General features: G+C 60.8%; 13 protein-coding genes. 9 read left to right on the forward strand and 4 right to left on the reverse strand.

Features of this window, described 5'->3' with window-relative positions:
- Positions 1–165: 165 nt before the first annotated feature.
- From PSEUDOMOFG3G_RS20465 to PSEUDOMOFG3G_RS20480, 4 genes are read left to right on the forward strand one after another with little or no spacing between them, the layout of a single operon-like run.
- A complete protein-coding gene (locus PSEUDOMOFG3G_RS20465; protein WP_139050991.1) occupies positions 166–471 on the forward strand; it encodes a DUF2282 domain-containing protein in 306 nt (101 codons plus the stop codon).
- 25 nt (positions 472–496) lie between these two features.
- On the forward strand, positions 497–1366 hold the full coding sequence (locus PSEUDOMOFG3G_RS20470) for a DUF692 domain-containing protein (protein ID WP_139050992.1): 870 nt from the start codon (positions 497–499) through the stop codon (positions 1364–1366).
- A complete protein-coding gene (locus PSEUDOMOFG3G_RS20475) occupies positions 1363–2133 on the forward strand; it encodes a DUF2063 domain-containing protein (RefSeq protein ID WP_139050993.1) in 771 nt (256 codons plus the stop codon). Before PSEUDOMOFG3G_RS20470 ends, PSEUDOMOFG3G_RS20475 begins: the two co-directional genes overlap by 4 nt.
- Complete coding sequence (locus tag PSEUDOMOFG3G_RS20480; RefSeq protein ID WP_139050994.1) at positions 2130–2606, forward strand: DoxX family protein; 477 nt, start codon at positions 2130–2132, stop codon at positions 2604–2606. Before PSEUDOMOFG3G_RS20475 ends, PSEUDOMOFG3G_RS20480 begins: the two co-directional genes overlap by 4 nt.
- A 125-nt stretch (positions 2607–2731) precedes the next feature.
- On the opposite strand, the gene PSEUDOMOFG3G_RS20485 is transcribed toward PSEUDOMOFG3G_RS20480, so the two are convergent.
- On the reverse strand, positions 2732–3646 hold the full coding sequence (locus PSEUDOMOFG3G_RS20485; RefSeq protein WP_139050995.1) for a LysR family transcriptional regulator: 915 nt from the start codon (positions 3644–3646) through the stop codon (positions 2732–2734).
- A 104-nt stretch (positions 3647–3750) separates the two neighbouring features.
- On the opposite strand from PSEUDOMOFG3G_RS20485, the gene PSEUDOMOFG3G_RS20490 reads away from it, so the two are divergent.
- The 3 genes from PSEUDOMOFG3G_RS20490 (at position 3751) to PSEUDOMOFG3G_RS20500 (ending at position 6772) form a co-directional block, all read left to right on the forward strand.
- Complete coding sequence (locus tag PSEUDOMOFG3G_RS20490) at positions 3751–4350, forward strand: short chain dehydrogenase (protein WP_139050996.1); 600 nt, start codon at positions 3751–3753, stop codon at positions 4348–4350.
- Between the two features lie 59 nt (positions 4351–4409).
- A complete protein-coding gene (locus PSEUDOMOFG3G_RS20495; protein WP_139051019.1) occupies positions 4410–5084 on the forward strand; it encodes a COG3650 family protein in 675 nt (224 codons plus the stop codon).
- Positions 5085–5158: 74 nt separating this feature from the next.
- Positions 5159–6772: an NAD(P)/FAD-dependent oxidoreductase gene (locus tag PSEUDOMOFG3G_RS20500; RefSeq protein WP_139050997.1), complete on the forward strand. Its 1614-nt coding sequence runs from the start codon at positions 5159–5161 to the stop codon at positions 6770–6772.
- A 154-nt stretch (positions 6773–6926) separates the two neighbouring features.
- Here PSEUDOMOFG3G_RS20500 and PSEUDOMOFG3G_RS20505 read toward each other — a convergent pair whose 3' ends face one another.
- The gene (locus tag PSEUDOMOFG3G_RS20505) at positions 6927–8024 is read right to left on the reverse strand and encodes a PLP-dependent cysteine synthase family protein (RefSeq protein WP_171061417.1); all 1098 of its coding nucleotides are present in this window, start codon (positions 8022–8024) and stop codon (positions 6927–6929) included.
- A 263-nt stretch (positions 8025–8287) separates the two neighbouring features.
- Here PSEUDOMOFG3G_RS20505 and nhaA point away from each other — a divergent pair, with 263 nt between their 5' ends.
- On the forward strand, positions 8288–9478 hold the full coding sequence (nhaA, locus tag PSEUDOMOFG3G_RS20510; RefSeq protein ID WP_139050998.1) for a Na+/H+ antiporter NhaA: 1191 nt from the start codon (positions 8288–8290) through the stop codon (positions 9476–9478).
- A 1069-nt stretch (positions 9479–10547) separates the two neighbouring features.
- Here the strand turns inward: nhaA and PSEUDOMOFG3G_RS20515 are convergent.
- Complete coding sequence (locus PSEUDOMOFG3G_RS20515; protein WP_047228399.1) at positions 10548–11012, reverse strand: glycine zipper 2TM domain-containing protein; 465 nt, start codon at positions 11010–11012, stop codon at positions 10548–10550.
- A 172-nt stretch (positions 11013–11184) separates the two neighbouring features.
- On the opposite strand from PSEUDOMOFG3G_RS20515, the gene PSEUDOMOFG3G_RS20520 reads away from it, so the two are divergent.
- Positions 11185–11421, forward strand: a complete 237-nt coding sequence (locus PSEUDOMOFG3G_RS20520; RefSeq protein WP_139050999.1) for a hypothetical protein — start codon at positions 11185–11187, stop codon at positions 11419–11421.
- Here PSEUDOMOFG3G_RS20520 and pdxH read toward each other — a convergent pair.
- Complete coding sequence (gene pdxH, locus PSEUDOMOFG3G_RS20525; protein WP_047228401.1) at positions 11418–12065, reverse strand: pyridoxamine 5'-phosphate oxidase; 648 nt, start codon at positions 12063–12065, stop codon at positions 11418–11420. The genes PSEUDOMOFG3G_RS20520 and pdxH overlap by 4 nt on opposite strands.
- Between the last annotated feature and the right edge of the window lie 24 nt (positions 12066–12089).

Here is a 12089-nt window from a genome sequence, read left to right on the forward strand (position 1 = left end):
CTCAAGTGAATGCTGTTGTGGCGAGGGGATTTATCCCCTCGCCACAATGGATTTCGAAACAAACAAAAAAAATCGAGAACCTGCTGTAACGCATTCCCCTACCCCCTCTCTAGTTCAGCAGACCGGCGCTAACGCCGGTTCATTTCCTGAAACTGGAGAATCATCATGACTGCTTCGACCCGCACCCTGTCCGCCGCCGCCCTGGCCCTGGCACTTGGCTCTGCCTTGAGCATGACAGGCGTCTCGACTGTCCATGCCGCCGACGACACCATGGAAAAATGCTTCGGTGTCGCTCTCAAAGGCAAGAACGACTGCGCCGCCGGCGCTGGCACCACCTGTGCCGGCACCGCGAAAATGGACTATCAGGCCAACGCTTGGAAATCGGTCCCTAAAGGCACTTGCACCACCATGGAAAGCAAAACCTCCCCGACTGGTTTCGGCCAGCTCGAAGCGTTCAAAGCCAAGTCTTGATCGCATCTGCCTGAGGCCAATCTCCATGTCGAAAGCCCCCTCCCTCGCCACCGATACCCGGCTACCGCCAAGGGCTGGGTTGGGGCTCAAGACCGAGCATTTTCGTGAAGTGCTCCAGACCCGACCGGATCTGGGTTTCTTCGAAGTGCACGCGGAAAACTACATGGTGGCCGGCGGGCCGTTTCATCACTTCCTGGGGCGGATACGCGAACAGTATCCGCTGTCACTGCACGGCGTCGGCCTGTCGATCGGTGGAGAGGGGCCGCTGGATGTTGCGCATTTGCAGCGCCTGGCCACACTGATCGAACGCTATCAGCCCCAGTCTTTTTCCGAACACCTGGCCTGGTCCAGCCATGGCCCGGTGTTTCTCAACGATCTGCTGCCCCTGGCCTACGATGAAACGACGCTCAGGCGCGTCTGCGAACACGTCGATCAGGTCCAGTCCAGCCTCAAATGCACACTGCTGCTGGAAAACCCGGCCACTTATCTGGCGTTCGAGGACTCGACCCTCGACGAGCCTGACTTCATCAGTGAAGTCATCCGTCGCACTGGCTGCGGACTGCTGCTGGATGTGAACAACGTCTACGTTTCATGCATCAACCATTGCCGTGATCCCCAGGCTTACCTCGACGCACTGCCCCTGCAGGCCACCGGCGAAATTCATCTGGCCGGGTTTGCCGAAGATTCCGACAGCCTGGGCGAGCGTTTGCTGATCGATGACCACGGTGCGCCAATCGATAACGAGGTCTGGCGCTTGTATCGCACGGTACTGGCGCGGACCGGGCCAGTCGCCACGCTGATCGAGCGCGACAACCACATCCCGGCGTTGGCAGTGCTGTTGGCCGAAGCCGGTCAGGCCGACCAACTATTAAACGCCGCCAGGGTCCAGCCATGAGCCGCTACAGCGAATTCGCCGCCGCCCTGCTCGACCCGCGCAAAGCTTGTCCGCAGGGTTTGACCTGCGCCACCGGCGCCGATCCAGAGAGCCGGTTCGCGGTGTATCGCAACAACGTGCTCAGCTCATTGATCAACGCCCTGGCCGACAACTATCCGGTGGTGGCGCAACTGGTGGGCGAGGAGTTCTTCGGCGCCATGGCCGGAATGTACGTCCAGTGCGCCGCACCGCGAAGCCCAGTCATGAGTGACTACGGTGCCGACTTTGCCGGGTTCATCGAACATTTCGAACCCGCCGCCAGCGTGCCGTATCTGGCGGATGTCGCCCGACTGGAGCGCCTGCAGGTGCAAGCCTGGCACGCCGCCGACGCCCGGCCCATGGATGCAGAACGGGTCATGCAAGTGCTGTCATCGCCGGCATCCCATGATCATCTGAGGGTTGGCCTTCATCCGTCACTGCACCTGTTGCAATCGCCCTTCGCCGTGGTGGCGATCTGGGCCGCCCATCAGCAAGAGCCCGTCATGCCGGTCGACCCCTTCACGCCGCAATGCGCCCTGGTGCTGCGCAACAACCTGGACGTGGAAGTGTTTGCGATCAGTCCCGGCGCCCATGATTTCATCAAGGACCTGCTGCAAGGTTGTTTCCTGAGCGCGGCCATTGATGCTGCAACCAGGCGCGACAGCGATCTGGAACTGGAGCACACCCTGGCGCAGCTCATCAGCCATCAAGCCGTCACCCATCTGTTAGCCGAGCAGGTATTGCCATGAACGCCCTGATCACTCGCTCCATTGAATGGCTGGATAAAATCCCTCACAGCCTGATCGCCTTCGTTGGGCGCTTTTGCATCGCGGCGGTGTTCTGGAAATCCGGCCAGACCAAAATCGAAGGCCTGGCCATCGACCTGATCGACGGCACCTTCCAGCTCGGCCTGCCGCGACTGGCCGATTCGACCATTCCCCTGTTCAAAAGCGAATACGCCTTGCCGCTGTTGTCGCCAGAACTGGCAGCGCATCTGGCGGCAGTGGCCGAGCATGTGTTCCCGATCCTGATCCTGTTTGGCCTGGCGACACGCTTCTCGGCCCTGGCCCTGCTGGGCATGACCTTGACCATTCAACTGTTCGTCTACCCCGACGCCTATCCGACCCATGGCACCTGGGCGGCGGTACTGCTTTATCTGATGGCGCGCGGGCCGGGCAAGCTGTCGCTCGACCACCTGATCGCCAGGCACTACGCTCGCTGATCAAGATCGGGACTCCTGTGGAAGCGAGCCTGCTCGCGATAGCAGTGTCAGCTTCAGCACAATTGTTGCCTGACCCACCGCTATCGCGAGCAGGCTCGCTCCCACAAGGTTCGTGTGATGCCTTGCTATCGCTGAAGTCGATCCAGCGCCTCGCCACTGCGCTTGAACCAGTCGATCAGATAATCGGCCAGCACCTGGGTGCGCTTGGGCAAACCGCCCTGGTACGGGTGCACGAGGTACATCGGCATGCGACGGGTCTGAAAATCCCTGAGTAACCAGCGCAAACGTCCGTCAGCCAATTCCTCATGCAACAGATAGGACGGCAACCGGGCGATCCCGGCGTTGGCCAGGGCGGCTTTTTTCAGCAGGCTGTAGTGATTGCTGGCGAACGGTCCCGATACCCGCACCCGCAACAATTCGTGTTGCTGGTGATAGAGCCATTCCTCGCGGCCGCTGTAATGACTGTTGAGCAGGCAACGATGTTCGGCCAGGCCCTGGGGCGTCAGGGGTTCGCCGTAGTGTTCGAGGTAGGCCGGGCTGGCGCAGGTCAGCTCATGCCAGGCCAGCAGCGGACGCGCCACCAGGCGCTCATCGAGGGCAGCGTCGGAGCGGATCGCCAGGTCGAAACCATCACGGGACAGATCCCGGTAGCCATTGTTGAGCTCCAGTTCGATCTGCACGTCGGGGTAACGCTGGGCGAACTCCGTCAGCAAACCCTCAAAGAAGGTTTCGCCCAACGACACCGGAACCGTCATACGCACCGGCCCGGAAATGTCATCCTTCAGGCGAGCCAGGGCCTGACGCGCCCTTTGCACCTGCACCAACAACGCCTGAGCCTGGGGCAATAACGCAGCCCCCGCTGCCGTGAGACTCAAGCGCCGCGTGGTGCGCTGTAGCAACACCACCGAAAACCGACTCTCCAGCAGGCTGATGCGCTTGGACAACTGGCCCTTGCTGCAGCCCAATTGCTGGGCCGCCAGGGTGAAACTACCCGCCTCGATCAACACGGCGAACGCCGCCAGGTCGTCCATTTCGCTCATCGGATTGTTTCCAATTGAAAACCAAAGGTTGCCTATTACCACGATTATCAAGAGAAAGAACCTCTCTAGACTGCAATCTCATCCAGCCCATTGAGGAACAGCTAATGAAAATCCTGTTGATCGGCGCCAGCGGCACCATCGGTTCGGCCATTGATAAAGAACTGTCACCGCGTCACGACATTGTGCGCATCGGCCGTCACAGCGGCGACCTGCACGTGGATATCAGTGACAGCTCTTCGATCCGTGCCCTGTTCGAGAAAACCGGTCGCTTCGATGCACTGGTCTGCGCCGCGGGCAACGTCACCTTTGCGCCCTTGGACGAGATGACGCAGGACAGCTTCGCCCTGGGTTTGAAAGACAAACTGATGGGCCAGGTCAACCTGCTGCTGATCGGCCGCGAATTCGCCAATGACGGTGCGTCCTTCACCTTCACCACTGGTGTGCTCAGCCACGATCCGATCAGAAGCGGTGCGTCGGCGGCCATGGTCAACGGTGCCCTGGACAGTTTCGTGCGTGCCGCGGCAATCGAATTGCCCCGGGGCTTGCGGGTCAATTCGGTCAGTCCCAACGTGCTGCTCGAAGCCATGGACAACTATGCCCCGTACTTCCGTGGCTATAAGCCGGTACCAGCCGCCGATGTCGCATTGGCCTACGCCAAGAGTGTCGAAGGCCGGCAGACTGGTCAGACCTTTCACGTCGGTTGACCTCTTGTGATGCAGGATCAGTCTGCGTAACGTGGCGGCACTTGTCTGGAGACTCAATGATGCGTGCCGCCCGTTCCCTGCTGTTTGTCGCCCTCCTGCCGCTTTTCGCCGGCTGCCAGTTGCTCGACGCTCCACCCCAGAGCGTTTCCCATGCCGGGCAGATGCGCATGCAGGGCGAACTTACGGCGGCCGATGGCAAGCTGGTGTTCCAGCCCTGCCAGGAGCAGCGTCGCTACATCGTCAACGACAGCGGCGGCACCAGCGTACTGCAACAGGCCGCCAGCCTGGCCGATGATCGGGGCAAACTGTTTGCCGATGTGCGCGGCCATATCGTCACCAGCGCAGCGGCCGGTACCGACAGCCAGTTGAATCTTGAGCAGTTGTATCGCCTGGAGCGTTCGGGCAGCGCTTGCGACGACGCCGACTTCAAGCGGCTGCTCCTGCGCGCCAGCGGCCATGGCCCCGAGTGGAATCTGAACGCCAGCGGCAAAGGCCTGGTGCTCGAACGTGAGGGCCAGCCGCCTTTGGCGGTGCCTTTCGTTGAAGAACAACTGGGCGATGGCCGCTTCAATCTCGGCACCGAAGCCAACGGCCAGAAGGTCGAGCTTTGGGTCACTCCCCAGCGCTGCGTCGACAGCGTGACCGGCAGCGTGCAACACATGAACGCCGAGCTGCGGGTCAACGGTCAGGTCCAGCGCGGCTGCGCTTACTTCGGCGGTGCGCGTAACGACTGATTCGAAGGTTTTTGGCTTATAATCGCCGCCTCACGCCCTGGCGCAGTTGTGCGTCCCGCGAACCGGATCCTGTCATGTTACGAATCACCGAACTCAAGCTGCCGATCGACCATCCCGAAGAAGACCTGCGCCCAGCCATCGTGCAGCGCCTGGGCATCGCCAGCGATGACCTGCTCGACTTCACCCTGTTCAAACGCAGCTACGACGCGCGTAAGAAGTCCTCCGAACTGTGCTTCATCTACACCATCGACCTGACGGTGCGCGATGAAGCCGGCTTGCTGCGCAAGTTCGCCGATGACCGTAACGTCAACCAGGCGCCGGATGTCAGCTATAAAGTGGTGGGCCAGGCACCGGCTGACCTGAGCGAACGGCCGATCGTGGTCGGCTTCGGCCCGTGCGGGATCTTCGCCGCCATGTTGCTGGCACAGATGGGCTTCAAACCGATCATCCTCGAGCGCGGCCCCGAAGTGCGCCAGCGCACCAAGGACACCTGGGGCCTGTGGCGCAAAAGCGTGCTCAACCCCGAATCCAACGTGCAGTTCGGCGAAGGCGGTGCGGGGACGTTCTCCGACGGCAAGCTCTACAGCCAGATCAAGGATCCCAAGTTCCTGGGTCGCAAAGTCCTGCACGAATTCGTCAAGGCCGGCGCGCCGGAAGAAATCCTCTACGTCAGCAAGCCGCACATCGGTACGTTCCGTCTGACAGGCGTCGTGGAAAACATGCGTGAGCAGATTCGCGCCCTGGGCGGTGAAGTTCGCTTTCAGCAGCGGGTCACGGATGTGCTGATCGAGAACGGCCAGTTGGTCGGTGTTGAACTGGCCAGCGGCGAACGTATTCATTCAAAACATGTGATTCTGGCCCTGGGCCACAGCGCCCGGGACACGTTCCGCATGCTCCACGGCCGCGGCGTGTACATGGAAGCCAAGCCGTTCTCGGTGGGTTTCCGCATCGAACACCCGCAATCGCTGATCGACAGCGCGCGCCTGGGTAAATATGCCGGCCACCCGAAGCTTGGCGCCGCCGATTACAAACTGGTGCACCACGCCAAGAACGGTCGCTCGGTGTACAGCTTCTGCATGTGCCCGGGCGGCACCGTAGTGGCGGCCACCTCCGAGCCGAACCGCGTCGTGACCAACGGCATGAGCCAGTATTCACGCAACGAGCGCAACGCCAACTCCGGCATCGTGGTGGGCATTACGCCTGAAGTGGATTACCCGGGCGGCCCCTTGGCGGGCATCGAATTGCAGGAGCGTCTGGAATCCCACGCTTTCGTGCTCGGTGGCAGCAACTACGAAGCCCCGGCACAACTGGTGGGCGACTTCATTGCCGGCAAACCGTCTACGGCGCTGGGCAGCGTCGAGCCGTCCTACAAACCGGGAGTGTCTTTGGGCGACCTGGCCTTGGCCCTGCCCGACTTCGCCATCGAAGCCATCCGTGAAGCCCTGCCGGCGTTCGAAAAGCAGATTCGCGGCTACTCGCTGCATGACGCCGTGCTGACCGGCATTGAAACCCGCACCTCGTCGCCGCTGCGCATCACCCGCGACGAAACGTTGCAAAGCCTGAACGTCAAGGGCTTGTTCCCGGCTGGCGAAGGCGCCGGCTACGCGGGCGGGATTCTCTCGGCGGGCGTGGATGGAATCCGGATTGCCGAGGCGGTGGCGCGGGATATCCTGGGCCTCAAGGCCTGACCCCTACCCACTGCGGGAGAAGCTTTGTGGGAGCTGGGCTTGCCCGCGATGCAGGCAGCTCGGTCTATCAGGTGAACCGAGGTGATGCTATCGCGGGCAAGCCCAGCTCCCACACAAGCTCGCTGCCACAAGGAAATTCAGTGTTTTCCAGTGTTCAGATATTGGCTCGGAGCACACTTTCCGGCAGCGCCTCACCCCGCTCCACACTCGCCGCCACGGCGTCCATCAATCCACTCAGCTCATAGCCCTGGGCCTTGAGCCACGCCGGATCGTAATAGGTCGTGGCATAGCGCTCACCGCCGTCACACAAGATTGCCACGATCGAGCCCATCTCACCTGCTTGCACCATCTGCCTGGCGGCGATCAGCGCGCCGATCAGGTTGGTGCCGCTGGATCCGCCGACCCGTCGGCCCAATCGCTGGGCCAGGTAGTGCATGGCCGCCAGCGACAGGGCATCCGGCACTTTGACCATCGCATCGATCACCTTGGGCAAAAACGACGCTTCGACCCTTGGCCGGCCGATACCTTCGATCCGCGAACCACAATCCAGGCGCAGGCTCGCATCGCCGCTGCGGTAATAGTCGAAAAACACCGAACGCTCGGCGTCGGCACACAGCACACGGGTACAGTGCTGGCGGTAGCGTACGTAACGACCCAGGGTCGCGGTGGTGCCGCCGGTGCCGGGGCTGGAAATCAGCCAGCTCGGCTCCGGATGCCGCTCGAAACGCATCTGCTGGAAGATCGATTCGGCAATGTTGTTATTGGCGCGCCAATCCGTGGCGCGCTCAGCGTAGGTGAACTGGTCGATGAAGTGACCGTCATGCTCACGGGCCAAACGCTCGGACTCGGCGTAAATCTGCGTAGGATCGTCCACCAGGTGACTCTGGCCACCATAGAAGGCGATCTGTGCGATTTTTTCTCTGGACGTGGTCGCCGGCATCACCGCAATAAAGGGCAAGCCCAAAAGCCTTGCGAAGTAAGCCTCGGAAATGGCCGTCGATCCACTTGAAGCCTCGATCACCGGGGCGCCAGGCTTGAGCCAGCCATTACACAGCGCGTAGAGAAACAGCGAGCGGGCGAGTCGATGCTTTAGGCTGCCGGTGGGGTGGCTGGACTCATCTTTGAAGTACAACTCGATACCCGGCAACCCTGGCAACGCCAGTGGAATCAGATGGGTGTCGGCGCTGCGCTGGAAGTCAGCCTCGATGATACGGATCGCTTCACGCGCCCACTGGCGGTGGTCATTCATGATGTCTTCTCACTGGATCAATGCGACGCGAGGAACCTGACGTACAGGCAGGCACGACTTGTCTCGGAAAAACCAGTCGCAAGCTTAGGAAAAAACCGACATCGCGCACAGGTACAGCTAAGGTCCAATATGGCCTGTCACTGCCTGACCACGCGTTGCATGCGTTGTAACGACATATAACAAAAAAGAATATAACTTTTGTTTTAACAACTAACAGTACCGGTTAGGGTGGACCATCTTTTTGATTTGATCCATGGAGAGCGACCGTGCCTCTACGCAATACTTTGACTCGTTTCCTTCAGCTGGAAGCTGCCAGCGGCCTGCTATTGATCGCCGCCGCCGTGCTGGCCCTGATACTCAATAACTCACCGCTGTCGTGGCTCTATACGGACTTTCTGGACACCCCCGTGGTGGCCCAGATCGGGGCGCTGAAGATCGCTAAACCGGCGTTGTTGTGGATCAACGACGGCCTGATGGCCATGTTCTTCCTGCTCATCGGCCTCGAAGTCAAACGTGAGGTTCTCGACGGGCAGCTGTCGAAACCCTCGCAGATCGTCTTGCCGGGTGCGGCAGCGATCGGCGGCATGGTCGTCCCCGCCCTGATCTACTGGTTCCTCAACCGCGACAATCCGACCGCCCTCGCTGGCTGGGCGATTCCAACGGCCACCGACATCGCCTTCGCCCTTGGCGTGCTGGCCCTACTGGGCAAACGGGTACCCGTGTCGCTCAAGCTGTTTTTGATGACCCTGGCGATCATCGACGACCTGGGCGCCATTATCATCATTGCCATCTTCTACTCGGGCGCCCTGTCGACCTTGTCACTGGTATTGGCAGCCGCCTGCATCGCCGCGCTGGTGGCGATGAACCGCGCGGGAGTGGTCAAGCTCGGCCCCTACATGGTTGTCGGCCTGATTCTCTGGGTCTGCGTACTCAAGAGCGGCGTCCATGCCACCCTGGCCGGGGTGACCCTGGCGTTCTGCATTCCGCTGCGCACAAAAAATGCCGAGACCTCGCCGCTGCTGACCCTGGAGCATGCCCTGCACCCCTGGGTGGCCTATGGCATCCTGCCGCTCTTCGCCTTCGCCAACGCCGGCTTGTCCCTGAGCGGCGTCACCGTCGAGAGCTTCACCCATCACGTGCCGATGGGCATCGCCATCGGCCTGTTGCTGGGCAAGACCGTCGGCGTTTTCGGCCTGACCTGGCTGGCGGTCAAGATCGGTATCGCCAGCCTGCCCGCCGGCGCCAACTGGGGGCAGATACTGGGCGTGGCAATCCTGTGCGGCATCGGCTTCACCATGAGCCTGTTCGTCGGCTCCCTGGCGTTCGCGCCCGGCACCAGCGAGTATGCCGGTATGGACCGGATGGGTATTCTCACTGGCTCGATCCTGGCGGCGTTGCTGGGTTATGCGGTGACAGCGGCGGCTAGTCGTAAGCAGACAGCATTTAAAGCCAACTAAAATTACCTGATCGGGGTGATGTTTGTTGTGTGTTTATTGGTGTGTTTATTGGTGTGTATATCCGTTTCTTCGATGACGGCCACTGGCGGTTCCGCCCTTACGGCGGGTCACTTTTGAACAGCGCAAAAGTAACCAAAACGCTTCTGCCCCACCACTTGGCACCTCGCCTAGGCTCGGTGTGCCCGAACGAAGGCATTGCTCCGTGGGCCCGCCGCGAAGGGCCATCCATGGCCCAGCGCGGCTATCCCGGCATCCATGCCGGGATACCCACTCCACAATGCCTGCGTTCGGCCAGCGTGGTTAACGGGGCGTCCAAGATCAACATCCTCCGCGAGGCGGCCTTATAGCCGACCTGTTTTTTTGATGATCGCGTTTTTCCTGTGGGAGCGAGCCTGCTCGCGAAGAGGTCGACACATGCAACATCTTCGTCAACTGTGTAGCCGCCTTCTCAGCCTTGCGATAGTTCAGTTACATAGCGATTGAATTGGATGCCGTCATCGCGAGCAGGCTCGCTCCCACATTCGATCTTTCAGTGAGCACAAATTTATATCCAACACAGAACCACTGAGGGAGCGGGCTTGTTCGCGAAAAGGCCAACACACCCAACATCTTCATCGACTGTGATACCGCTTGCGTGAGCAAGCCCGCTCCCACAGGAGAAACGCGGTCCCACCAAGAATCAGGCCGGCTATAAGGCCGCCTCGCGGTGGACGTTGATCTTGGACGCCCCGTTAACCACGCTGGCTGAACGGAGGCGTTGTGGAGTGGGCAACCCGGCATGGATGCCGGGTTAGCCGCGCTGGGCCATGGATGGCCCTTCGCGGCGGGCCCACGGAGCAATGCCTTCGTTCAGGCACACCGAGCCTAAGCGAGGTGCCGAGTGGTGGGGCAGAAGCGCTTTGGTTACTTTCGCGCTTTTCGAAAGTGACCCGCCGTAAGGGCGGAACCGCCAGTGGCCGTTACCGAAGAAACGGATATACACGCCGCCCCCCCCCACCGAAACGAAGCCATAAAAAAATCGCGCCTCCCCGTTCAGGAAAAAGCGCGATTTTCTCTTAGCGATTCCAGCTTAGTGCGATACGCGGCTCGTACCATCCACAGTGGAAATACGAACCCGCTCACCCACACGGAACACTTCGTTTTCCTGAACCTGCTGCACATAGGCGCGCATGCTGCCGTCGTCTTCGCGAACGGTGATTTCCACACCCTGGGTACGGGTCAGGCCTTCTTCGGTCGCGGAGCCGATCAGGCCGCCGGCCACGGCGCCGATCACGGCAGCAACGATACTGCCACGGCCACCACCGATGGCGCTGCCACCCACACCACCTACCACCGCACCCGCCGCGCCGCCGATCGGGGTCTTGGTGCCTTCGATCTTGACCGGACGCAAGGCTTCAATGGTCCCCATGCGAATCGTCTGCACGCGACGCGCTTCGTCACGGGAATAGGAGTCACCGGTCAGGCTCGACTGACAGCCAGTGAGCAACATCGCCATCGTGGAAAAGGAAGCAACCAGCAAAACAGACTTACGCATAGCATCAAACTCCAAAAGACAGGTATTCATTAAACTCCGCAGCTTGACGCCTGTCACGGCCTCGCCGGGATAAAATTGTTTTCATTCAGGTGGGATACAGACTCGCCCGAAAAATTCACCCAAACAGTAGCGCCAATTTCCGCTATCCGCGTCACTGGCCTGAGGATTTCTCATGGATTATTTCATCATAGCCGCTACCACCGTCGCCGGTTTGTACTTTCATTGGTGGCTGTACGTGCGGATCAAACGCTGGATGGACCGCGATCTGGCGCTGTCATTGGCGGGGCAGGATGAGCTGAAAAAAACTTACATGCTGCAACAATTGGCCCACGCCCAGAAGCAAGGGATCAAGCGGCGCGACCTGCCGCAATGGCTTCAGACCGCGGCGGCAGGGTATACCCAGGGCTAAGGCGCCAGACGCTCGCGGATCCAGCTCGCCTCTTGCAGGCGGTAGTTGAGGCGATCATGCAGACGGCTGGCCCGTCCCTGCCAGAATTCGATACGCTCGGGCAGCAGACGATAGCCCCCCCAATGCTCCGGGCAGTGAGGCTGGCTGTCACTGAAGCGTTGTTCGGTGGCCTTGAGCAAGTCTTCCAGCTCACCTCGACCTGCAATCACCCGGCTTTGAGGTGAAGCCCAGGCCCCGAGGCGACTGCCCAATGGCCGTACCTGATAATAGGCGTCCGACTCTTGCGCCGTGACCTTCTGCACCTTGCCCTCGATACGCACCTGACGCTCCAGCGTCGGCCAGAAAAATGTCATGGCCGCGAACGGGTTCGCGGCCAGTTGCTGACCCTTGGCGCTCTCGTAGTTGGTGAAGAACGTGAAGCCTTGGGCATCAAGCCCCTTGAGCAGCAGGATCCGGCAGTGCGGGCGCCCATCGGCATCCACGGTCGCCAAGGTCATGGCGTTGGCCTCCACCGGCGCCTGTTCGGTTTTCACCGCGTCGGCGAACCACTGGTGGAACAGCGCGAACGGCTCGGCCGGGGCCTGCGCCTCGGTCAGGCCATCGCGGGTGTAGTCGCGGCGCATATCAGCCAGCGTCTGGGTCATGGCGCGTTCCTTGTAGTTAGCCCA

Source organism: Pseudomonas sp. FG-3G, from assembly GCF_901007645.1.
Taxonomy (GTDB): domain Bacteria; phylum Pseudomonadota; class Gammaproteobacteria; order Pseudomonadales; family Pseudomonadaceae; genus Aquipseudomonas; species Aquipseudomonas rhizophila.

Coding starts and splice junctions, on each gene's coding strand:
- PSEUDOMOFG3G_RS20515 (WP_047228399.1), bottom strand. CDS start 11,012: ATGCGTAAGTCTGTTTTGCTGGTTGCTTCCTTTTCCACGATGGCGATG.
- pdxH (WP_047228401.1), bottom strand. CDS start 12,065: ATGACCCAGACGCTGGCTGATATGCGCCGCGACTACACCCGCGATGGC.
- PSEUDOMOFG3G_RS20475 (WP_139050993.1), top strand. CDS start 1,363: ATGAGCCGCTACAGCGAATTCGCCGCCGCCCTGCTCGACCCGCGCAAA.
- PSEUDOMOFG3G_RS20480 (WP_139050994.1), top strand. CDS start 2,130: ATGAACGCCCTGATCACTCGCTCCATTGAATGGCTGGATAAAATCCCT.
- PSEUDOMOFG3G_RS20485 (WP_139050995.1), bottom strand. CDS start 3,646: ATGAGCGAAATGGACGACCTGGCGGCGTTCGCCGTGTTGATCGAGGCG.
- PSEUDOMOFG3G_RS20490 (WP_139050996.1), top strand. CDS start 3,751: ATGAAAATCCTGTTGATCGGCGCCAGCGGCACCATCGGTTCGGCCATT.
- PSEUDOMOFG3G_RS20465 (WP_139050991.1), top strand. CDS start 166: ATGACTGCTTCGACCCGCACCCTGTCCGCCGCCGCCCTGGCCCTGGCA.
- PSEUDOMOFG3G_RS20520 (WP_139050999.1), top strand. CDS start 11,185: ATGGATTATTTCATCATAGCCGCTACCACCGTCGCCGGTTTGTACTTT.
- PSEUDOMOFG3G_RS20470 (WP_139050992.1), top strand. CDS start 497: ATGTCGAAAGCCCCCTCCCTCGCCACCGATACCCGGCTACCGCCAAGG.
- PSEUDOMOFG3G_RS20495 (WP_139051019.1), top strand. CDS start 4,410: ATGCGTGCCGCCCGTTCCCTGCTGTTTGTCGCCCTCCTGCCGCTTTTC.
- PSEUDOMOFG3G_RS20500 (WP_139050997.1), top strand. CDS start 5,159: ATGTTACGAATCACCGAACTCAAGCTGCCGATCGACCATCCCGAAGAA.